Annotated in this window: 20 protein-coding genes; 16 read left to right on the top strand and 4 right to left on the bottom strand. The window is 56.8% G+C overall.

The window, feature by feature from the left end; all coding sequences use genetic code 11:
* Positions 1–343 precede the first annotated feature (343 nt).
* The 16 genes from K3819_RS10960 to hpaI all read left to right on the top strand — a co-directional run bounded on the left by K3819_RS10960 (position 344) and on the right by hpaI (position 18,646).
* On the top strand, positions 344–2,611 hold the full coding sequence (locus tag K3819_RS10960) for a TonB-dependent receptor (protein ID WP_221399271.1): 2,268 nt from the start codon (positions 344–346) through the stop codon (positions 2,609–2,611).
* A gap of 245 nt (positions 2,612–2,856) precedes the next feature.
* Positions 2,857–5,319 carry a TonB-dependent siderophore receptor gene (locus tag K3819_RS10955; RefSeq protein ID WP_221399270.1) on the top strand — a complete coding sequence of 821 codons (2,463 nt, stop codon included), beginning with the start codon at positions 2,857–2,859 and terminating at the stop codon, positions 5,317–5,319.
* 227 nt (positions 5,320–5,546) lie between these two features.
* Positions 5,547–6,308 carry an ABC transporter permease gene (locus tag K3819_RS10950; protein WP_221399269.1) on the top strand — a complete coding sequence of 254 codons (762 nt, stop codon included), beginning with the start codon at positions 5,547–5,549 and terminating at the stop codon, positions 6,306–6,308.
* A gap of 9 nt (positions 6,309–6,317) precedes the next feature.
* Positions 6,318–7,079: an ABC transporter permease gene (locus tag K3819_RS10945; RefSeq protein ID WP_221399268.1), complete on the top strand. Its 762-nt coding sequence runs from the start codon at positions 6,318–6,320 to the stop codon at positions 7,077–7,079.
* Positions 7,080–7,090: 11 nt separating this feature from the next.
* Complete coding sequence (locus K3819_RS10940) at positions 7,091–7,885, top strand: ABC transporter ATP-binding protein (protein ID WP_221399267.1); 795 nt, start codon at positions 7,091–7,093, stop codon at positions 7,883–7,885.
* A gap of 57 nt (positions 7,886–7,942) precedes the next feature.
* Complete coding sequence (locus tag K3819_RS10935; RefSeq protein ID WP_221399266.1) at positions 7,943–8,731, top strand: energy transducer TonB; 789 nt, start codon at positions 7,943–7,945, stop codon at positions 8,729–8,731.
* Between the two features lie 86 nt (positions 8,732–8,817).
* Positions 8,818–9,540: a MotA/TolQ/ExbB proton channel family protein gene (locus tag K3819_RS10930; protein WP_221399265.1), complete on the top strand. Its 723-nt coding sequence runs from the start codon at positions 8,818–8,820 to the stop codon at positions 9,538–9,540.
* A 1-nt stretch (position 9,541) separates the two neighbouring features.
* Complete coding sequence (locus K3819_RS10925; protein ID WP_221399264.1) at positions 9,542–9,943, top strand: biopolymer transporter ExbD; 402 nt, start codon at positions 9,542–9,544, stop codon at positions 9,941–9,943.
* Positions 9,944–10,879: 936 nt separating this feature from the next.
* Positions 10,880–12,367, top strand: coding sequence for an aldehyde dehydrogenase family protein (locus tag K3819_RS10920; protein ID WP_221399263.1), 1,488 nt, complete (start codon positions 10,880–10,882; stop codon positions 12,365–12,367).
* Between the two features lie 176 nt (positions 12,368–12,543).
* The gene (locus tag K3819_RS10915) at positions 12,544–13,212 is read left to right on the top strand and encodes a fumarylacetoacetate hydrolase family protein (protein WP_221399262.1); all 669 of its coding nucleotides are present in this window, start codon (positions 12,544–12,546) and stop codon (positions 13,210–13,212) included.
* Complete coding sequence (locus tag K3819_RS10910; protein WP_221399261.1) at positions 13,212–13,982, top strand: fumarylacetoacetate hydrolase family protein; 771 nt, start codon at positions 13,212–13,214, stop codon at positions 13,980–13,982. Before K3819_RS10915 ends, K3819_RS10910 begins: the two co-directional genes overlap by 1 nt.
* Before the next feature lie 5 nt (positions 13,983–13,987).
* Positions 13,988–15,448, top strand: coding sequence for a 5-carboxymethyl-2-hydroxymuconate semialdehyde dehydrogenase (hpaE, locus tag K3819_RS10905; RefSeq protein ID WP_221399260.1), 1,461 nt, complete (start codon positions 13,988–13,990; stop codon positions 15,446–15,448).
* A 119-nt stretch (positions 15,449–15,567) separates the two neighbouring features.
* Positions 15,568–16,491, top strand: coding sequence for a 3,4-dihydroxyphenylacetate 2,3-dioxygenase (gene hpaD / locus K3819_RS10900; RefSeq protein ID WP_221399259.1), 924 nt, complete (start codon positions 15,568–15,570; stop codon positions 16,489–16,491).
* A 102-nt stretch (positions 16,492–16,593) separates the two neighbouring features.
* Positions 16,594–17,004, top strand: a complete 411-nt coding sequence (locus tag K3819_RS10895; RefSeq protein ID WP_221399258.1) for a 5-carboxymethyl-2-hydroxymuconate Delta-isomerase — start codon at positions 16,594–16,596, stop codon at positions 17,002–17,004.
* A gap of 9 nt (positions 17,005–17,013) precedes the next feature.
* On the top strand, positions 17,014–17,817 hold the full coding sequence (gene hpaH, locus K3819_RS10890; protein ID WP_221399257.1) for a 2-oxo-hept-4-ene-1,7-dioate hydratase: 804 nt from the start codon (positions 17,014–17,016) through the stop codon (positions 17,815–17,817).
* Positions 17,818–17,848: 31 nt separating this feature from the next.
* On the top strand, positions 17,849–18,646 hold the full coding sequence (hpaI, locus tag K3819_RS10885) for a 4-hydroxy-2-oxoheptanedioate aldolase (protein WP_221399256.1): 798 nt from the start codon (positions 17,849–17,851) through the stop codon (positions 18,644–18,646).
* Positions 18,647–18,702: 56 nt separating this feature from the next.
* On the opposite strand, the gene hpaR is transcribed toward hpaI, so the two are convergent.
* The 4 genes from hpaR to K3819_RS10865 form a co-directional block, all read right to left on the bottom strand.
* On the bottom strand, positions 18,703–19,119 hold the full coding sequence (gene hpaR / locus K3819_RS10880; RefSeq protein ID WP_221399255.1) for a homoprotocatechuate degradation operon regulator HpaR: 417 nt from the start codon (positions 19,117–19,119) through the stop codon (positions 18,703–18,705).
* A gap of 6 nt (positions 19,120–19,125) precedes the next feature.
* Positions 19,126–20,037, bottom strand: coding sequence for a transcriptional regulator FeaR (feaR, locus tag K3819_RS10875; protein WP_260329068.1), 912 nt, complete (start codon positions 20,035–20,037; stop codon positions 19,126–19,128).
* A 198-nt stretch (positions 20,038–20,235) separates the two neighbouring features.
* Positions 20,236–21,426, bottom strand: coding sequence for an amino acid aminotransferase (locus K3819_RS10870; RefSeq protein WP_221399253.1), 1,191 nt, complete (start codon positions 21,424–21,426; stop codon positions 20,236–20,238).
* Positions 21,427–21,441: 15 nt separating this feature from the next.
* Positions 21,442–23,088 carry a thiamine pyrophosphate-dependent enzyme gene (locus K3819_RS10865; protein ID WP_221399252.1) on the bottom strand — a complete coding sequence of 549 codons (1,647 nt, stop codon included), beginning with the start codon at positions 23,086–23,088 and terminating at the stop codon, positions 21,442–21,444.
* Positions 23,089–23,100: the final 12 nt, after the last annotated feature.

Genomic DNA, 23,100 nt, shown 5'->3' with positions numbered 1-23,100 from the left:
GCAAGCCGACTCCTACAAGGTTTGTGCACGACCCGTAGGAGCCTGCTTGCTGGCGATAGCGTCCGAAAGACAAACACACTGCTTGCCTGGCAACACCCTCCTGCCCTATTCCTGCTGCTCCAGCAACACTCTCCAAGCAACTTCTGCTGAATGTCTGGCAGGCTCTTTAGTCCGGACTGGATCCAACTAACAAAACCCTTGTAAAACCTCATTAAGGCGAACTGTTCACAACATTAAAACCATATAAAAACAACCATTTAATAAAACTAACGCCCCAAAAAAAATCTCTTGGCACGATCTCTGCTCTACCCCTATTAGTGAAACTTTATTGGGGGAGACTTAAATGCATAAACTTAATCCGATCACCAAGAGTATCTGGCTTGCCTTGTTACTTGCCGGAGGCGTCAGCAAGGGGGTGCTGGCAGCAGACACCACTGAAGCCGACAGCAGTAAATCCACCACTGAACCGTCACTCAAGACCGTGACCGTCACCGCTCAACACCGGGAAGAAACCCTGCAAGAGGTTCCGGTGGCGGTGTCGGTGGTACAGGGCAGCCAGCTCGTCGCAGACGGCGTGCGCAATATGGGCGACATCACCACGTTCGTTCCCAACACGTCAGCGAAAAACCCGGACGGCGATGGTCGGCCGCGTTGGTACATTCGCGGCCTGGGGACCGGCGATACCGGCGCAGCAACCGTCTTTCCAGTAGGGATCTATGCCGATGATGTGTACCTGAACGCGCCAATCGCCGGTGGCGGGCCGTTGTTCGACCTAGAGCGCATCGAGATCCTGCGGGGCCCGCAAGGCACGCTGTACGGCAAGAACACCACCGCCGGCGCGGTGAACGTCATCTCCAAAAAACCGACTTTCGACACCGACGGCTTCGGCACGATCGGCGTTGGTACCAAGGACGAACGCATCGTCAGCGGCGCCTTGGGCGGAACGCTGGTGGATGACAAACTCGCGGGACGGGTGTCGCTTTATTCCGAAGAGCGTGACGGTTTCCAGAAAAACCTGGTGGACGACAACACTTACGGCGACGTCAACAAGAAAGCCGTACGTCTGCAACTGCTTGCTCAAGTGAATGATGATCTTGAGGCGCTGCTGAAGGTCCACAGTCGCGAATACAAAGGCGATGGCAGCAACGGTTCGCTGACGGTCGGGCGTTACTACAACGTCGGCTATCAACGGCCCAATGGGCGCGATATCGCCATCAATGTCAATGAAGACTCCAAGCTCAATCACGATGGCACTTCGCTGACCCTGAACTGGCATCTGGGCGACTACACCCTGACCTCCATCAGTGCCTATGACTACATTCGCGGCCAGTCCACCAGCGATGCCGACTACACGCCTTTTGAGGTCAACGGCGCGGCGATTTCCGACAACAAATACGCGCAGTACTCCCAGGAGTTGCGCCTGGCCTCGCCGCAGCAGGAAACCCTACGCTGGCTGGTGGGTGCACACTACTTCCACGAAGACCTCGACAGCTCCGCACAGCGCATCATCACGCCAGGCCCGACGCCTAACGGCACCGGCTCGAACCAGACCGGCGGCGTCACCGATTTTCGTAACCTCAGCTACGACCACACCACGGACAGCTACGCGCTGTTCGGCAACCTGACCTACGACTTCACCGATGACTTCTCTGTCACCGGCGGCCTGCGCTGGACCCAGGAAAAGAAAGACATCGACCTTGACCTGACCCAACTGACCCGTATCACCGCCAACGGCCCACTGGTGCCGCTGGCGGGCGCCGGCACCAATGGCAATCGGCAGGAAGACAAGACCTGGGAAGCCTGGACCTATGACCTGACGCCGGAATACCGGATCAATGACAACATGCGGGTGTTCTTCCGTTACGCCCATGGCTTCCGTTCCGGCGGTTTCAACACCGGCCTGTCCACCAGCCTTTCACAGCTGACCACGGTGGACCCGGAACAACTCGACGCCTACGAACTCGGCCTCAAATCCGAGTGGTTCGATCATCGCCTGACGGCCAACGCTAACATCTTCTATTACGACTACTCGGACATTCAGGTGAACTTGCTGACGGTCAACAACGGCGTGCTGACCACGGCGCTGACCAACGGCGCCAAGGGTACGGTCAAGGGCGCCGAGCTGGAACTCGAAGCGCAGCCGACTGACTACCTGCACCTGCGTGCTGCGGTATCGTTCCTCGACACCGAATACACCGACTTCAAGAACACCAACCCCAACACAGGTGTCGTCACCGGTGATTACAGCGGCAACAGCTTCGTGCGCTCCCCGCGCAACGTGGTGGCGCTCGGTGCCGATTACACTTTCCCACTGGAAATCGGTGGCAAGTTGGTAGCCGGTGGCGATGTGAGTTTCCGCGACAAGGAATACTTCCTCGCCGATCGCCAGAGCAGTGCCGACAAGACCCTCAGTCAGCCGCACTACACCCTGGCCAACACCCGCCTGACCTGGTTCAGCCCAGATGAAAAGCTCAGCGTTACCGGATTCGTCAACAACGTCACCGACCGCCGTTACCAGGTGCATGGCCGTCCGAACGGCACACTGGGTCAGTACGTCATCACCTACGGCGACCCACGCACCGTTGGCCTGAGCGTGACCAGCCGCTTCTGACGCCCCGGACTCGCACAGACCTGTAGGAGCCGGCTTGCTGGCGATGGGGCCCCTGAGCCTTGCATCGCCCTGACGGCCGCCATCGCTGGCAAGCCAGCTCCTACAGAAAAATAGTCGATTTCTGGTCCCCCGGTATCCACGCAAAACCCATCGATTTCCGGTCCCCCGGTATCCACATATTCCCTGCAGGAGCTGGCTTGCCAGCTCCTGCAAGGGGTCTTCATACGTCTGGAAGGAATTCATCCATGTTCCATCACACCCCGTTGGCCGGCGCTATCGCGCTGGTCATTGGCAGCTTTGCCGTACCTGTCGTGGCTGCCGAAACCCAACCCGGCGCTAACGGCGATCACCTGGACACCGTGGTCGTACTCGGCACCCGTCGCAGCGACCTCACGGCGCTGGAAAGCGCCGCGCCCATTGACGTGCTGTCTGGCGAACAGCTGGAGCAAACTGGCGCCAGCGACTTGTCCGGCGCGCTCACCGCGCTGTCGCCGTCTTTCACCTACCCGCAATCGCCCCAGGGAGCCTTTGCCGGCTCCATCGCCCAAGGCGCATCGTTGCGCGGTCTGGCGTCTGATCAGGTGTTGGTGCTGGTCAACGGCAAGCGCCGCCACACCAGCGCCAACGTTACCCGCCAGAGCCTGGTCAACGGACGCGGTGCAGCGGCGGTCGATTTAAGCCTGATTCCACTGAGCTCGATCCAGCGCGTGGAAATCCTGCGCGATGGCGCGGCGGCGCAATACGGCTCGGACGCCATCGCTGGCGTGATCAATATAGTGCTCAAGGAAAAGGATGACGGCGGCAACCTCGGATACCGCTTCGGTGGCTATGACAAAGGCGATGGCATCCAGCGCAAACTCAGCGGTTGGAAAGGCTTCGCCCTGCCCAACGACGGCTTCCTGACCCTGAGCTTAGACGCCGGCAGTCAGGACCCGGCCAGCGACACCAACCCGGATAACCGGATCTTTTACCCTGGTTCCACCAGCATCAATACGCCTCGCGAACAGAACAACCGCTACCGCACCTGGCGCTGGGGCTCGGGCAATGTGTCGGACCAATACAACTTCGCCCTGAACAGTGAAGTCGGCATTGGCGAAGGTCTGACGGCTTACGGTTTTGCCACCTACTCCCACAAGAACATCGACGCCGAAGGCTTCTTCGATCCGCCCACGACCTTGCGCAACAACTACAGCAGCACCGCGTTGCAGCGCTTCCCGGACGGACGCCTGCCGATAACCCGCTACTCGCTGGAAGACTATGCGTTGACCGGCGGACTGCGTTACGAAAACGAGCAACTGGGCAAATTCGACTTCGCCGTCAACCATGGCGACAACACCCTTGAGTCCACGGACCGAAATGCAATCAACCCCAGCTGGGGCGCCACCAGTCCGGAAAAAATCTTCACCGGCAAACGTGAGGCTGACCAAACCAACGTGACCCTGGATTGGGTACGGGACTTCCCGACCGATCTGTTGTTCAAGCCGCTGACGCTTTCCGCCGGACTTGCCTGGCGCGAGGAGAACTACGAACTGAGCGCAGGCGAAGCAGCAGGATGGCAGAACGGCCCGCTCTTCAATACAGTCGATCCGGTGACTCGCCGGCGCATCCCGGGCTACTACTCAGGCATCACCCAGGTCGACGCGGCGTCCCTTGACCGCAACGTACTGGGCGCCTATATCGACGTCGAAGGCCAGATCACCGAAAAGTTCCAGGCCGGCGTCGCGGTGCGCACCGAGCACTATTCGGACTTCGGTGACACCACCAACGGCAAACTGTCCCTGCGCTATGACTTCACCCCGCAGATCGCCGCCCGAGCCACCGCCAGCACCGGTTATCGCGCGCCGTCCCTGGTCCAGAGTGGCTTGTCCTCATTCAGCGTGCAGGTGGTGGAGCAACCGCCAGGCAGTGGCAACTTTGTCGAAGTGCAGCAACGAACGCTACGCGCCGAGAGCCCGGAAGCGACACTGCTGGGCGGCAAATCGCTGAAACCGGAAGAGTCCACCAGCTATTCCCTGGGCCTGGTATGGCGCCCGCTAGCCAATGCGTCGGTGACCCTGGACGCCTATCGCATCGATATCGATAACCGCATCACCCTCTCCGACCAGTTACCCGCCTCGGTGGTCTCGCCAATTTTCGCCGGTACGCCCTACGCGAACATCCAGAGCGCGGCGTTCTACACCAACGTTGCCGACACCCGCACCGACGGCATCGAACTGGCCAGCAACTATCAGTTGGACCTGCAGCAATGGGGGCAACTGAACCTCAATGCCGGCGTGAGCCAGAACAACACCAAAATCACCGGCCTGCGCGATGTCGGCAACATCAAGGGCTCGCAGATTGTCGGGCGCACCACCCAAGGCCTGATCGAAGATGGCACCCCCGAAACCAAGATGGTCCTGAGTGCCAACTGGCTGTACGAAGGTTGGGGCGTCACCGTGGCTCAGCGTCGATATGGCGAATGGAAAAGCCTCAACGCGACCAACCCGAACCTGGACCAGACCTATAGCCCGCAATGGGTGACCGACCTGGACGTGTCCTACACCTTCAACAAATCCCTGAAGGTTTCGCTGGGTGCGATCAACCTGTTCGATACCCATCCGGACAAGGCTGACGGCGCGCAGCTGTATGGCGTACCGAAGTACTCGATCACCAGCCCCGAAGGCGCCCAGGGCGCGTTCTACTACACCAGCGTCAGTTACGACTTCTGACCGGCCTGCTGCCTGGGTGTTGCTCTGGCAGCAGTGGGTGCTGATGAGGCACCAATCTATGCTGTGCATTCCGACGCCATCGCTGGCAAGCCAGCTCCTACAGGTCATGCGCTGCTCTGTAGGAGCTGGCTTGCCAGCGATGGCGTATTCACGATCAACCATAAACTTGCGGCGCTGGCACATCTCTTGCGATACCCCTTCGGTATTCCACCGAATTAAGACCCGCCATGCGTACCCAACGTCTTTTGTCCTCGCTGACCTGGCTCATCTCCCCTCTGGCTCTACTATTGCTGTGGGCGGCGGTGGCTGAGGCCGGGATTTTCCCGCGCAACCTGCTGGTGCCTCCGGCACAGGTGTGGCAGACCTTCGAAGAGCTGTCCGCCAGCGGTGAACTCCTCGAACATCTGCTCAACAGTCTGTCGCGTCTGGGGCTGGGATTCGCTATCGGATCGTTGTCCGGCCTGGCGTTCGGTGTGCTCATGGCCCTGTCGAAAAATGTCGAAATCTACTGCTCGCCGCTGTTCCACACCCTGCGCCAGATCCCCAGCATCGCGTTGATTCCGATGTTCGTGCTGCTGTTCGGTATCGATGAAACCTTCAAGATCATCATCGTCGCCAAAACCGCTTTCTTCCCGGTGGCACTGGCCGCCAGCGAAGGCGTCAAAGCCATCCCGCGCAGCTATTTCGAGGTGGCTGCAGTTTATCGGCTGCGCTGGCCGATATTCGTCCGCGAGATCGCCCTGCCCGCCGCTGCGCCACCGATCATCACCGGGTTTCGTATCAGCCTGACCCGCGCCTGGGTGGTACTGGTGGCCACCGAGTTGCTCGCTGCCGACAGTGGCCTTGGTCAGATGATCGAGATGAGCCGGCAGATGTTGCGCATTGATGTGGTGATGGTCGGGGTGGTTGTCACCGGTGTGATTGGCTTTGTACTCGACTTCAGCTTTCGCCAACTCGAACAGCGGGTGTTCCGCTGGCAGACCCGCTAGGAGCCGTTGATGTCTGGACTCATTGCCAAATCCCGCGGCTTGCTGCTGCCACTGTTGTTGATCGGTGGCTGGGAATACCTGTCACGCCAGGGCGCCGCCGGGGCCTATGCCTTTGTGCCGTTGTCAGCGATCGGTTCGGCGTTGCTCGAATTGCTGGCCAATGGCGAACTGCTGGTGAATCTGCTCGCCAGCCTGGCTCGCACCAGCACCGGCCTGAGCCTGGGCATCTTCTTTGGCGTGCTGCTGGGAGTGCTGATGGCGCTGTCAGCATTGGCCAATCGGTTGATCGGGCCATTGTTTCATTCGATTCGCCAGGTGCCGATGCTCGGCTGGATTCCGCTGATCGCCATGTGGTTCGGCAACGGTGAGTTTTCCAAGGTGTTGATCGTCTGTCTCGCGGCGTTTTATCCGATGGTGCTCAACACCTATCAGGGCTTCAGCCATGTCGAGCAGCGCTACCGTGAAGTCGGCCAGGTGCTGGTGCTGAGCCGCTGGCAGCGGTTCCGCCACGTGCTGCTGCCGGCGGCGCTACCGAGCATTGCCACCGGTGTGTTGCACGCACTCGCGTTTGCCTGGGTGACCGCCGTGGGCAGCGAGTTGTTTCTGTCTTCCGGTGCCGGCCTGGGCAACCTGATGATGAACGCCGAAGCTGGCTCACGCATGGAGGTCATTGTCCTCAGCGTGTTGTGCATCGGCCTCTGCGGCTACCTGATGACCCTGATTTTCACCCTTCTTAGCCGCCATTTGCTGCGCTGGCGCAACATTCGTTGAAAGGCCCCTCCATGAACGCAATTGCCCAACATGCCCTGCCCTACAGCACCCCATTGCAACCCGGTGCGCTGCACATTCGCGGCCTGAGTAAAGCCTATCGGATCGAAGGCCAGCCCTTGCCGGTCTTGCAGAACATTCACCTCGATGTCCGTCCGGGCGAGTTTGTCAGCATTGTCGGAGCCAGTGGCTGCGGAAAATCCACCCTGCTGCGCTTGATTGTCGGGCTCGAGGCCGACTACGAAGGTGACATTTCGCTGGACGGCAAACAGATCGTCGGCACCAGCCTGGAACGCGGGATCGTATTCCAGGACCACCGCTTGTTTCCCTGGATGACGTTGAGCCAGAACATTGCGCTGGCATTGAAGAACCACCCGCTGTCCCAGGCGGAAAAAGACCGGCTGGTGGCCGAACACATTGCCCTGGTCAACCTTGAAGGCTTTGAAAACGCCTACCCGCATCAGTTGTCCGGCGGCATGGCGCAACGGGCAGCCATCGCCCGGGCACTGATCAACAAGCCGAAGGTGTTGTTGCTCGATGAACCCCTGGGTGCCCTCGACGCGCTGACCCGAGTACGCCTGCAACATGAATTGCAGCGCATCTGGGTGCAGCAACGTTGCACGGTGATCATGGTCACTCACGACATCGAAGAAGCGCTGTACCTGGGTGACCGGGTGATCGTCATGGACGCCCACCCGGGACGGATCAAGCACGAAATCAAAGTCAACCTGCCCCATGCTCGGGATCGGGCTTCACCGGTACTGCAAGGCTACAAGGAACAACTGCTAGAAGAATTGGTGGGGCATTGAGCATCGAAGCGATCCGTCGAAGCGTGAAAAAAACTGAAGATTCACAGGAGTAAATAAATGGGCAATGTCCAGAGCCCTGCAGTTTTACCGCAGGTATTCCAGAGCCCCGGGCCCGGTGAACTGCTCAACCTTGGCCGGGTCTTTCGCGAACCCTTGGCGCTGTCGCGTCTGCACAGCACGCCCATGCGTGTGTTGAGCCGTCGCGAGGTGGTGTTGCTGGGGGTGTTCGCGCTCGTATTGCATGGCGCGGTGATTGTCTGGGTCAACCAGACACCGACACCGCAATTGCCGGTGGTGCCACCGGAGATTCCGCCGATGACCATCGAGTTCTCGCAGCCGGCGCCGCCAGTGGTGCAACCGCCACCCGAGCCGATTCCAGTGGTCGAGCCACCACCGCCGGTGGAGGACGAGTTGGCGGTAAAACCTCCACCGCCCAAGCCGATCCCCAAGCCCAAGCCTGCGCCTAAACCGGTTGCCAAACCCGTGGCGCAGCAGCCTGCTCCACCCGCGCCGCCACAACCGGTCGCGGCGCCTGCCCTTGCTGCCCCGCCTGCTCCGCAACCAATCACGCCGGCGTCGGCCAACGCTGGTTACCTGCACAACCCGGCGCCGGAATACCCGTCAGTGGCGATGCGTCGAGGCTGGCAAGGCACGGTGTTGTTGCGGGTGCATGTGCTGGCCAGCGGCAAACCCGGTGAAATCCAGATCCAGAAAAGCAGCGGCCGCGATCAACTCGATGAAGCGGCACTGGCAGCAGTAAAGCGCTGGAGTTTCGTCCCGGCCAAACAAGGCGATGTCGCCCAGGACGGTTGGGTCAGCGTGCCCATCGACTTCAAGATCAAGTAGCAATTAGGACCCCAACACCCTGGCAACAGCGGGCCACCCCACAAAAGGAGCACCGCCACTCAGCATTTACATAGAGAACGCAGACCATGACCCTACTCGCATCTCCCTTCGAATCCATCGAACACGCCGTCATCTGGCTATTGATCCTCTTCTCCGTTGCGACCTGGGGCCTGGCCTTGCTCAAAGGCCTGCAATTCGTCCGGCTCAAGGCGCAGGACCGCAAATTCCACAAGCAATTCTGGGCCGCCTCCAGCCTTGAATCGGCTGCCGAATCTGCCAACACTCTGCCGGGAGCAGCGGCCAGTGTGGCACTGGCCGGGTATGCGGCGATTCAGGTCGGTGACAGCCATGCGACCGACCTCAGCCAGTCGATCAATCATCAGGACCGTCTCGAGCGTGCCCTGCGCCAGCAGATCGTGCGTGAGCGTCGTTCGCTGGAAACCGGGTTGGCGATCCTCGCCAGCATCGGCAGCACCTCGCCCTTCATCGGCTTGTTCGGCACGGTCTGGGGCATCATGTCGGCATTGAAAGGGATCAGTGCTGCGGGCTCGGCGAGCCTGGAAACCGTGGCCGGGCCAATCGGCGCCGCACTCGTCGCCACAGGCGTCGGCATTGCCGTCGCGGTGCCCGCTGTGCTGGTCTACAACTACTTCCTACGTCGCCTGAAACTGACTGCCGCCGACCTCGACGACTTCGCCCATGACTTCTACAGCTTGGCTCAGAAACACGCGTTCCGCGTGCAGTTGCATCCGGTATCAGGAAAATCCGGGGCCACCGTCGCCGGGCAGAAAGTCAAGGAGGCCTCCTGAAATGGCCTTTTCTACACAAGACAGCGATGAAGTACTTAGCGAGATCAACGTCACGCCGTTGGTGGACGTGATGTTGGTGCTGCTGGTGGTGTTCATCGTCACCGCACCGCTGCTGACCAACGCGATTCCGATCAACCTGCCTAAAACCGAATCGGTCGCAACCGTGGAGCAGAAAGATCCGCTGGTGGTGAGCATCGATGACAAGGGAAAACTGTACATCAACAAGGATGAAATCCAGCCTGATTTGCTGGAAACCAACCTCAAGGCTGCCAAGATAAAAGATGCCAATGTTCGAGTGCAATTGCAGGCGGACAACGGGGTGAATTACGGTGAGGTGGCTCGGGCCATGGCGTCTATTGAACGAGCTGGAATCACCAAGCTTTCGGTGATTACAGCGAAGTAGCTTATCGATGGCTAGAAGCGTCACGTTTTTCAGGAGTTGACCCGACGAAAAACGATGGCTCGGTCTCTCATCATTGCGCCCCCGCACGTTCCAGTTGATGGTGCGTGCGGGGGAGCGCATTGGACTATCGCCCTGCTCGCGCTTCGCAATACTCTCCTATTCCACAAACGTAACCCAATAAGTCCCTGGTAGGCTGGGTGGTAAGTCCGTCACCGAGCACACTGCGTTGGCGGTGGTGCCGTTACGGCCGCCGGGGCCCACTGGAGGTGTTGATGTTCACAGTCGTTGGCGCTATCTGTCCACCTAACAGGCAGATTTCGACAAAAGCAGGCTTTGTGATTAAGGCGCAAATTCGCACAGCTACCACGTTATGCCGATCGACTTGGTAAGCCAGGGTAAAGGAAGGTGACAAGGTGCCCCTGACTCTCACGGTCGAGACCGTGGCTCGAGCGCTTATTGATCACAGCAAGATGAATTGAGGCCTTAAAATCAGTGACCTTCTACCAAGCAGGTAAACCTCACTGATGCCTCCTCCACCACTTCATAATCCAATGTCTGAATCGTTCAGACTTCGCAGGCGGATAGTCCCAGGATGGGTCGATTGCGGCCTGTTCAGCAGACAGCCATAGTGGACATTCGACATTTGGAACCTATCGGGCACTTCCCCATGCTCACGCCACCTGTTGCATGTGGACTCATTGTTTGAACACAGTCCGTTCAGGACAAATCCGACATATGAGAGCTTAGTTACTCTGCGAACTTCTACGCCGCGCTGGATAGCATTTGTCTTATCAATAGCAAGTGATTGTCCAAGCATTGCTATGGGGTTCAGGGACGATGGCATGGAGAATCAAATATTACCTGGCATGAATCGACAATCTTCTGCCTTTGCTGACAGGTAGCCTCAAGCACTCCCTGCTTTCCGAGGTTACTGTTATGGCTTATGTATCCCTGCTCCCGAGCGTTCAAGCATTCCTACGCCAACCACATGGGATGTTTTTGCACGGTTGCAGCGTATCAGCCAAGGGCGGAAAATTACTGCCTGTCGTAAACCCTGCTGACGGGCAGACAATTGCTCATGTAGGCCAAGCAAGCGGCGCTGAGGTTGACGCAGTAGTGGAGTCTTCTCGCCAAGGTTTTAAGTCTTGGGGTTTGGTCACTCCCGCACAGCGCAGTGCAGTGTTATTCAATCTCGCTGATCTTTTGGAGGCCCATGGCGAGGAGCTGGCACAGCTTGAAACGCTGCAATCCGGAAAATTGATTAACATTTCTCGCGCCTTCGAAGTGGGCCAAGCGGCAAATTTCCTGCGTTACTACGCCGGTTGGGCCACCAAGATCACAGGGGAGACAATCACCCCATCAATTCCGTCGTTCAACGGTGAACGCTACACGGCCTTCACGCTACGGGAACCAGTTGGTGTGGTTGTGGGCATAGTGCCCTGGAACTTCTCGACCATGATCGCCATTTGGAAAGTGGCATCGGCGCTGGTAACCGGCTGCAGCGTCATCATCAAGCCAAGCGAATTCACTCCCCTGACGATCCTGCGTATCGCCGAACTCGCAATGGATGCTGGCCTTCCTCCGGGAGTCCTAAACGTTGTCTGCGGTGACGGATCAGTTGGTAAAGCACTGATCGATCATCCGGGGACGAACAAAGTCTCTTTCACCGGATCAGTTCCTACTGGCATTGCTGTTGGCGCCTCAGCTATGCAGGCGAAATTGACTCGTGCGACTTTGGAGCTCGGCGGCAAGAACGCTGCAGGCTTTCTTCCTGACGTATCGCTAGAAAAGGCGGTCTCCGGAATTATTGAGGCAGGCTTCCTGCACTCCGGTCAGATCTGTGCAGCAGCTGAACGCTTCTATGTACACCGCTCTCAAATTGATCCTTTACTCGATCAGTTAGTTACTCGACTGAAGACACTGAAAATTGGCTCGCCTCTCGACGACACTAGTGAGTTTGGGCCAGTTACCAACGCTCAGCATCAGCAAAAACTCGCGCACTATTTCGCTCAATCCCGAGCCCAGAACAACACCATTGTTTATGGCGGCAATGTGATTGATCGACCTGGTTGCTACGTTGAGCCCACAGTGATTCTTGCCAACAGCGCGTCAGACACGCTCATGACCGAAGAGACATTTGGCCCAGTCGCGACCTTCCTACCTTACGACGACGAAGATGAGTTGGTCTCGTTGATGAATGACAGTCCATATGGACTCAGCGCGAGCCTGTGGACGAACGATTTGGCCAAGGCCTTGCGGATGATCCCCGAGATTCAGGTAGGCACTTTGTGGGTAAACATGCACACCCTGCTTGATCCCGCAGTTCCATTTGGCGGTGTGAAGTCATCGGGTATGGGGCGCGAATTTGGTGGGGCCTTCATTGAGGACTTCACCGAGTTGAAGTCGGTGATGATTCGTTATTAAAGGCGCAAGTTTCCTACGGAACACTCACGTAACTAGCCACCTAGATTTTTGAGTATCAAGAACCCAAGGAGTTCGGAGTCTGCCTCGACCAGCTGATTTCGGGCTTATCTGGCTCAGATAGTAAAAAAGCCAATAAATACTGGCCTGCCCCGGCCAAGCCACTGAGGAGACTATTGATGTCCCGAAGCTTGCACGACACGGCGAATGGAACGCTTTTCGGTATCGCTCTAAACTACCAAGGTCTGCTTGAGCAGCGCCTGTCCGAGTTTAATGCACCTCCTTATCAAAAGCCCCCGGTGAAACCGGTTCTATTTATCAAAACACCGAACACCCGCAATACACACGAGGGCGTCGTCACTCGTCCCGACGGCGAGCGGTTGCAGCCTGGGCCTGCGCTGGGCGTGATTATCGGCCAGCGTGCAAGCAGGGTGAGCGAAAGCGATGCCCTATCTCATGTTGCCGGCTACACCATCATCAATGAATTCAGCCTGCCCGAGGACAGCTACTACCGACCAGCCGTGAAGGCGAAGTGTCGAGATGGATTTTGTGCCATCGGCCCGTCCTTGATTCCTGCCAGTAGCGTACCGAACCCACAAGCGCTAACCCTGAAGCTGTTAATCAATGGTGAGTTGGTGCAGGAGAACAACACTGCCAACCAAGTACGAAGCGTGGCGCGACTGATCGCAGAGCTTAGCGAATTTATGACGCTGGAAGCAGGTGATGTATTGATCACCGGTACACCTGAAGGCCGAGTCGATGTTCAGCCTGGTGACAGGGTCGATGTCGAGATAACAGGCCTTGGCCGCCTGACCAACCATATCACCGCCGAGCAGGAGAGTCGCTGATGAAACGTGCCCGCATCCGTTTCGAAGGCCAAGAGTTTGCCGCCATCGTCGAAGCGCATAACGCCCTGCGCTTGGCTGATGGACGCCTCATCGCTGAAGACCAAGTTGAATGGCTTCCTCCTGCCAACGGCAACATGTTCGCCCTTGGCCTGAACTACGCCGACCATGCCAAAGAGCTTGCCTTCGCGCCGCCGACTGAGCCGCTGGCTTTCATCAAATCACCCGGCACTTACACCGGACACAATCAGGTCACCTGGCGCCCAGATGGCGTCGCCTACATGCACTACGAGTGCGAGTTGGTGGCTGTGATCGGTAGGCCGGCGCGTAACGTCAAGCGTGAAGACGCGATGGACTACCTGGCCGGTTACACCGTTTGTAACGACTACGCCATCCGCGACTACCTGGAAAATTACTACCGCCCCAATCTGCGGGTGAAGAACCGTGATGCCACAACGCCCGTTGGCCCATGGATCGTCGACGTCGCCGATGTACCAGACGTAACCGACCTCACCTTGCGCACCTGGATCAACGGAGAGCTCAAGCAGGAAGGGAGCACCAAGGACATGATCTTCGACATCCCTTACCTGATCGAATACCTGTCCAGTTTCATGACCCTGCAGCCCGGCGACATGATCGCCACCGGTACGCCGGAAGGCCTTGCAGACGTAGTTCCGGGCGATGAAGTGATCGTGGAAGTCGAAGGCGTTGGTCGTCTAGTCAATCGAATTGTCAGCGAAGTGGATTTTTTCTCCGCACGTAAAGAGGCTTGAGTAAGATGATCAAACATTGGATTAATGGCCGTGAGGTCGAAAGCAAAGACACCTTCACCAACTACAATCCGGCCACCGGCGAAGCGATTGGTGAAGTGGCCAGTGGCGGTGCCGAAGAAGTCGCACAAGCGGTGGCGGCGGCCAAGGAAGCCTTTCCTAAATGGGCCAATACGCCAGCCAAAGAGCGCGCACGACTGATGCGCAAACTTGGCGAGTTGATTGAGCAAAACGTTCCACATCTGGCCGAGCTGGAGACTCTGGACACGGGCCTGCCGATTCACCAGACCAAGAACGTGCTGATCCCGCGTGCTTCGCACAACTTCGACTTCTTCGCCGAAGTCTGCACCCGCATGGACGGCCACACGTACCCGGTCGACGACCAGATGCTCAACTACACCTTGTACCAGCCGGTCGGCGTGTGCGGGCTGGTGTCGCCGTGGAACGTGCCGTTCATGACCGCTACCTGGAAAACCGCACCATGCCTGGCACTGGGCAACACTGCCGTGCTGAAGATGTCTGAGCTGTCGCCGCTGACCGCCAATGAGCTGGGCCGCCTCGCGGTCGAAGCCGGTATCCCCAATGGCGTGCTCAACGTGATCCAGGGCTACGGTGCCACCGCCGGTGACGCTCTGGTTCGCCACCCCGACGTGCGGGCGATTTCCTTCACCGGTGGCACCGCTACTGGCAAGAAAATCATGCAAACCGCAGGCTTGAAAAAATACTCGATGGAACTGGGTGGCAAGTCACCAGTAGTGATTTTTGAAGATGCCGACCTTGAGCGCGCGCTGGACGCTGCCCTGTTCACCATCTTCTCGTTGAACGGCGAACGTTGCACTGCCGGCAGCCGGATTTTTATTCAGAAAAGCGTTTACCCGCAGTTCGTCGCTGAATTCGCGGCACGCGCCAAGCGCCTGATCGTCGGTGACCCACAGGATCCGAAGACCCAAGTTGGCTCGATGATCACCCAGGCCCACTACGACAAGGTCACCGGCTACATCAAAATCGGTATCGAAGAAGGAGCCAGCCTGGTTGCTGGCGGCCTGGAGCGCCCAGCCAACCTGCCAGCGCACCTGGCGCGTGGTCAGTTCATCCAGCCGACTGTATTCGCTGACGTGAACAACAAGATGCGTATTGCTCAGGAAGAAATCTTTGGCCCGGTGGCGTGCTTGATTCCGTTTAAGGACGAGGCCGAAGCACTGCAGTTGGCCAACGATACTGAGTACGGCCTGGCCTCCTATATCTGGACACAAGACATTGGCAAGGCTCACCGCCTGGCCCGTGGAATCGAGGCTGGCATGGTTTTCATCAACAGCCAGAACGTGCGTGACTTGCGCCAGCCGTTCGGTGGAGTGAAGGGCTCGGGCACCGGTCGCGAAGGCGGCCAATACAGCTTTGAAGTCTTCGCGGAAATCAAGAACGTTTGCATCTCCATGGGCAGCCACCACATTCCGCGCTGGGGCGTGTGACGCTCTGTTCGCATGAGTGACTCGGCCAGGCTTTAAAGCCGGTACGAGTCACCGCTTCCGCCTGCGTGCAGACATATCACAAGAACTAAGGGCAGCGCGCCCTCGTCAGGAGAACAGTCATGGGCAAACTCGCTCTGGCAGCAAAAATCACTCACGTTCCTTCGATGTATCTATCTGAGCTACCGGGCCTTAATCATGGCTATCGACAGGCAGCAATTGATGGCCACATCGAAATCAGCAGACGCTGCCGCGAGTTGGGTGTGGACACCATCGTGGTGTTCGATACCCACTGGCTGGTCAATGCCAACTACCACATCAACTGTGCGCCTAACTTCAAAGGGGTGTACACCAGCAACGAGCTCCCACACTTCATCAGCAACATGGAGTACGAGTTCCCCGGCAACCCAGACCTGGGACGCATCCTGGCTGAGGCGGGCAATCGCTACGGTGTCGAAACCATGGCCCATGATTCGACCAGCCTGGGGCCTGAATACGGTACCTTGGTGCCTATGCGCTACATGAACCAGGACAAGCATTTCAAAGTGATATCAGTATCATCGCTTTGCACCTCCCATTACCTGAACGACAGCGCACGTCTGGGTTGGGCAATGCGCAAGGCAGTCGAGGATCACTACGATGGCACCGTAGCGTTTTTCGCGAGCGGGTCGCTTTCTCATCGATTTGCTCAAAATGGCCAGGCGCCGGAGTTTGCCAACAAAATCTGGAGCCCTTTCTTGGAGAACCTTGACGAGCGGATCGTCGAGATGTGGCAAAACGCTGAATGGGAAGAATTCTGCAGCATGCTTCCTGAATATGCAGCGAAGGGCCACGGCGAGGGTTTCATGCATGACACCGCAATGCTCTTGGGCGCTTTGGGTTGGTCTAAGTACGACGGAAATGTTGAGGTTCTGACCCCTTATTTTGCGTCTTCCGGCACAGGTCAGATCAATGCCATTTTCCCTGTCACGCCCCAGGACGGATCCGTCATCCCAGCGGCCAATGCCTCAAATCCGTCTGCCATTGTTCCCACTAGCCGACTTTAGGATTGGTATTGCTGCGCTGCTCGCAAAGCTCCTAAAGCTACCACCAGAAATGCTGAACTGCCGTCACGTCCTTCGCGTCACGTTGATGGCTGGAGATCTGAAATGCCCCACCTCGTGCTGCTTTACTCCCCTGACCTCGAAAATGACGTCGACGTTCAAGGTTTATGCCGCGCATTGGCTAACAACATGCTCGGCCACTACGACGAAAACGGCAAAGCCGTATTCCCAACAGGTGGAACCCGCGTGCTTGCGTACCCGGCAGCACATAGCGCAGTAGCTGACGGCAAAAGGGACTACGGCTTCCTGTACGCGAACCTACGTATAGGGGCTGGACGCAGCAAAGGTGTTCACACCGCCGTAGGCGATAGCCTGCTGGAGGTACTCCGCACTTATATGAATCCAGTCATTAATTCACGACCTGTGGGCCTCACCTTGCAGATCGACGAGAGCACAAACCAGGTTTACGACGGAAAACACAGCAGTCTGCACCCTCTGTTCAACAAGACTTCCTGAGGTCTCAACATGCTCGCCCCGACAATCATCCAACAAGCAGCTTCTCGGCTAGACGCCGCTGAGCGTTCGCGCCAACAAGTTCGCCAGTTCTCCTTGGATTATCCAGAAATCACCATTGAAGATGCGTATGCAATTCAACGCGCCTGGGTAGCTCAGAAGATCAAAGATGGCCGCAAATTACTCGGTCACAAAATCGGTCTCACGTCCCGCGCAATGCAGGTGTCCTCAAACATAACCGAGCCGGACTATGGGGCTCTGCTCGATGACATGTTCTTCGAAGAAGGCACCGACATCCCCTTCGAGCGCTTCATCGTTCCTCGCGTGGAAGTGGAGCTGGCGTTCATCCTTGGCAAAGAGCTGAAAGGCCCGAACGTTACAGTTTTTGACGTGCTTGAGGCTACGGAGTGGGTCATCCCTGCATTGGAAATCATCGATGCTCGCATCCAACAGGTAGATCCAGACTCTGGAGTCACCCGTAAGGTGTTTGACACTATCTCTGATAATGCTGCAAACGCTGGCGTCGTCTTGGGGGGGCGCGCGGTTCGGCCAACCGATATTGATCTGCGCAAAGTGCCGGCAGTGCTTTACCGCAACGGCGTGATTGAGGAGTCGGGGGTCAGTGCCGCAGTGCTCAACCATCCAGCTAAGGGTGTGGCTTGGTTGGCCAATAAACTTGCTCCTTACGACGTCACGCTCAAAGCTGGCCAAGTAATCCTGGGCGGCTCGTTCACCCGTCCGGTAGCAGCTAAACCTGGGGATTCCTTTCACGTCGACTACGACCAACTCGGCAGCATCGCTTGCCGGTTCGTATGAGTCGAAAGTGTTGATACCCAAGGAGTCTAAAATGCTCATCAACACCTTCAAAGCTCGCCTGAAAAGCGGCGAGCCCCAAATTGGTCTATGGCTCGGGCTGGCCAATTCCTACTGTGCCGAACTTGCGGCCAACGCCGGATTCGACTGGCTGCTGATCGATGGCGAGCATGCACCTAATGACCTCAGAAGCTTGCTAGCCCAACTGCAAGCTATCGCCGGTTATCAGTCTCAGCCTGTAATTCGCCCTGTTGTGGGAGACGCCGCGCTTATCAAGCAAGTTCTCGATATCGGTGCACAAACCTTGCTCGTACCCATGGTCGAGAGTGCCGAGCAAGCCCGTGAGTTGGTACGCGCCGTCACTTATCCACCCAAGGGTATTCGCGGGGTGGGCAGTGCCTTGGCCCGAGCTTCGCGCTGGAACAGCGTACCCGGATATTTGGATAAAGCTGACGACGAGATCTGCCTACTGGTACAGATCGAAAACAAGCAGGGGTTGGAAAACCTGGATGCCATTGCCGAAGTAGAAGGTGTAGACGGGGTCTTCATTGGCCCAGCTGATCTTTCGGCAGCCATGGGCCATCGTGGCAACCCGGGCCATCCAGACGTGCAAGCGGCTATCGAAGATGCCATTGCCCGGGTTCGTAAGGCCGGCAAGGCTGCTGGCATCCTCAGCGCCGACGAAAAGTTAGCGCGCCGCTATCTGGAGCTGGGTGCCACATTCGTGGCCGTAGGAGTGGATACCACGGTGTTGATGCGAGGCCTACAATCTTTGATCGGGCGTTTCAAAGATCAGCCAGAAACAGCTAGCATCGGTAGCAGTGTGTATTAGGTTCAAAAAAGGGCAAGTATCGGCGGCGTTGCCAGGCCCGAGGCGGCCGCCGACACCTAGACCTTATTCAGATCATCCAACAGCACTATAAGCCTCTGCCACTTTTCTTGTCCGTAGCGCTCCTGCAGCCGTTGATGATTTCTTTCCATATCGTAAGCGAGCGCTTCAAATATATCCCTTCCCTTGGGATGCAAACGTACCAAAACGCGGCGCTTGTCCAACTCCACCTTCTGACGACTGACAAATCCGGCGCTTTCCATTCGGGTCAACACAGTGGACAAGCTAGGTTTGACGATGCAGCAAAACATGGCGAGCTTATTAATCTCAAGGTCTCCATGCTCATGTAGCACCCTAATGACCCGCCATTGCTGCTCTGTTAAACCATGATGATTAAGCGATGGACGAAAATAACGCATCACCGACTCACGGGCATGCGACAACTTCAGGGTTAGCAACTCATTAGGTTTCGGCATCGATTGTCAGCTGTGTTGTTCAAATATGGAAAAATTGTTACCCCGAGCGTTTCGAAACTCACGTGGACTGACTCCGTGCAGTTTTTTGAATGTACGGCTGAAGTGAGCCGAATCAGTGAATCCCCACCTATAGGCGATCTCTGTGATGGATTTGTGGTTACAGTCTGAGCCTACCAACTCATCAGCACTCGCTTGCAACCGCTGGAGCAAAATGTAGCGATACACACTGTCTCCAGTGGACTCAAACGCTCGATAGAGCTGACGTAAGGAAACACCAAGGGCTGATGCAACAGATACTGGAGTTAAATCAGGCTGTGCGAGCGACAATTTGATAAATTCATCAGCTTGTTGCCTAAGGCTTCTGCAAGATTTGACATCGTGGCTCGTCAGCAGTGGTGTGGTATTGATGGCCGAGCCGAGCAATGACAGAACTGCCAGCAGGACACCTTGATCTTGACTTGTCGACTGTGAATCAGCTTCCTGGGGTAGGTGATTCACCAGTAAACCCAGCAATCGCCCGCTCGTGGAACCAGAATCTATTCGTCCCTGGATCACCCCAACCCGGCCAAGCTGTCGGGCCACTTCTGCGCGGGGCAAAGATATGGCTATGTGTTCGATGAGGCCTTGTGGCTCAATTTCACAAGTACCTATGCTGTCCATGAGTAGGAGATCGCCAGGAGCAAGATGATGAGATACGCCTGCATGAGTTATGCATGCCCTGCCACTGCTCTGGCTGATGAGTACGTAATGTTGATCGTCATGCCGATCAGGAGATCGTGGACTACGACGAACCCGCGCGGCGTTCGTTCGCAAACTCGCATACCGCAAGCCTGCCCTCATACCTGAGATCACATCTCCGACAAAGACAGGGCAATCCGCATTTAACTCAGTTTCATACGGGCCACATGCGGCCTGCATGGCTGCGCTCCAGGTCTCTATGGATTGCTGAACGTGCGCTTGATGCCTGCTCATAATCGATTCTCCTAGTCAGCAGGTAGTTGCATACATCTGACGCCTCCTAGATTGCGTTCATGCCAGGGACGTCAGAGACCAAAATCTCGGGAGAAAAAAAGCGCCCAAGTGGGCGCTAAGGGGTCAACGCTCAACTGAAACGCATCACGACTCTGATGCGATGGCAGCTGCCACTTTGGATACGTTTGAGGCATTCAGCCCTGCAATGCACACTCGCCCATTGCGGATAAAATAAATGCCATGATTCTCTCGAATGCGATCTACAGCCTCTGGTGCCAGGCCGGAGAAACTAAACATGCCTTTCTGCGTAACGAGATACTCCACATTAGTGGACGGCTTGAGCGTCTTGATCTCGTCATAAAGAGCATGTCGCATGTCCACCATTCGCTGACGCATCCGCTCAAGCTCTGCCAGCCATGCTGTTTTGAGTGACGGTTCGGACAGGATGATGCTCACGAGCTCCGCGCCGAATCGAGGTGGGTTCGAATAGTTGGTGCGCACAGTGCCTTTAAGCTGACCAGCGACTCGACCAGCAATCGCACTGCTTTCACAAATAATGGACAGCGACCCCACTCGCTCGCCGTACAAGGAGAATACTTTCGAGAAGGAATTGCTGATTAGGCCGGTGATGCCCGACGCGGCCAGCGCACGAATTGCATAGCGGTCTTGCGCAAGTCCATCCCCCATTCCCAGATACGCAGCATCGAGGAATGGAATCAACGAGCGCTTGGCGAACACGCTGAATAGGGCGTCCCATTGATCGGGTGCCAGGTCGAGACCTGTAGGGTTGTGACAGCAAGCATGTAAGAGAACGATAGTGTTCGCCGGCAATGATTCGAAGGTATCGATCAGTCCTTCAAAATTGATCTCCTGGCCACCCTCCTTCAGGTACTGATAGCGCTGCACTTCAAAGCCAGCACCGTTGAAGATCGCGTGGTGATTGTCCCAAGTTGGGTCACTGACCCAAACTTGAGAATCCGGGTAATAGCGCTTCAAGAAATCTGCGCCAACACGAATCGCGCCTGAACCTCCAACTGTTTGAATGGTAGCGATACGCTCTCCATGAGAGGCGTTAGCCTCTCCAAACAGATACTCCTGTACAAGCTTACGGAAGGAAGGGAGACCGTCCATAGGGAGGTAGAGGTTGGGTTCCTGGGTGCGCGCATCCAAGATGCTCTTCGCTTTTTTTACCGAGTCCAGCACAGGTACGTTGCCATTCTCGTCGTAATAGAAACCGATGCTGAGGTTAACCTTCTCAACACGGAGATCTTTCTGATAGTCGTCCATCAGCGAAAGGATGGGGTCACCTGGATAAATTTCGACCTGCTCAAACATCAGTGTCTCCTAGATTCAGTTAGCAAAAGTTGGGTGCAGGAATGCCCAGGGGCTCGTATCACCGCCGCGAGGCACGGTAACTTCGATCAACACAGGCTTATCCGCAGCGAATGCATGCTCCAAAATAGGACGCAACTGAGCAGGTGAATTGACACGGTGTGCCTGCACACCGAACGACTCAGCGAATTTAACGAAATCAGGGTTTACCAATTCGGAACCGAGCAACCGACCACCAAAACTCTCCTGCTGATCCCGGTAAACGTTCCCGAAGGCGCTGTTGTTGAAGACGATGGTGACCAGATTCAGTTTGTACTGCACAGCCGTTGCCAGCTCTTGGGCTGCGAACAAGAAACCACCGTCACCACAGATGGAAACCACAGCCTTGTCTGGATGAGCAGCCTTCACGCCAAGGGCAGTAGGGAACCCAAATCCAAGCGTGCCTTGGTGACCAGAGGTAACCAATGTGCGGGGTTTATATACTGGGAATCCGAAGATGGACGTGAACCCGACTTGGGAGATTTCCTCGATGAAAAAGCCATCACGTGGCAGTACGTCGCGGATAACTCGCAGGTAGTCGAGTTGAGGTTGCACAACCTGGATAGCATGCTCCGCAGCAGCCTTGGCTTCGGCAATTTCCGCATCCCGATGCCGAGGTGGGCCAACTCGCAGAACTGCTTCGGCGAGCGACTTGGACGCCTCGCCAGCATCGGCGACCAAGTTAACCTCCGCATTGATTCTGCGAACCTCCGCCGGGTCGATATCAATGCGGATCAGCTTCAGCCCAGCTGGACGGTGCCGCCAGCGAATGTCCAGCAGCTCGAATCGAGAACCGATAACTACAGCTACGTCAGTTTGCGGCCACAACCGGGCACCGGCAGCAACTGTGAACCCCAAAGGATGCTCGTCGCTTACAACACCACGACCTCCCCTGAAGCTAACCACAGGCGCACCCAAAACTTCGGCCAATTGATTGACTTCAGCGCTGGCATCCAGGGCGCCCGATCCTACGAAGATCATTGGCGATTTTGCCTTGCTCAACAAATCCGCAGCACGTTCTACCGCGTCGGTATCTACAGGCGGAGTCGGCTTCAAGCCAATAGGTTGTTGGGGTGAAACAGCGGCGGATTTTGTGAAGAAATCCCAGGACGCCTGAAGCGATACTACGCCTGGACGTCCAGACAGCATCTCTTGGAAAGCACGCGCGACTTGCCAGGGTGCATCAGCAGGTTGCTCGATATGAGCCGCCCATTTGCCAACGCTTTGCAGAATTTCCAATTGGCGCGGAAGCTCATGCAGTTGACCGCGACCACGATCCTTGAACGCGCTCATGACGTCGCCGGTTAGTGCTAGAACGGGTGCGTTACAGCCATGAGCGGTCAGCATCGCAGCACTGGAGTTGAGAATACCGGGCCCTGGAACCACAGTGAAAACGCCTGGTTTCCCTGTGGATCGGGCATATCCGAACGCCATGTAAGCGCTAGTCTGCTCGTGACGTGCACCGAAGATTCGCAGGCTATCCGCGTTGCGAGCGAGTGCGTCGGTGAGGCCATAGATTTGAGCACCTGGAAGTGCAAAAACCGTATCTACACCATGCGCCTTGAGGCCTTGAACTAAGGCATCACCGCCTGTCATTGTTGACGGAGAATTCTTGTCGGTTTTCATATAAGCACCTAT

The sequence above is a fragment of the Pseudomonas sp. 3-2 genome, from assembly GCF_019710535.1.
GTDB classification, from domain to species: Bacteria; Pseudomonadota; Gammaproteobacteria; order Pseudomonadales; family Pseudomonadaceae; genus Aquipseudomonas; species Aquipseudomonas pharyngis.
Note: the sequence above shows the minus strand (reverse complement) of the source record. Positions and strands in the feature narration are given on the sequence as shown.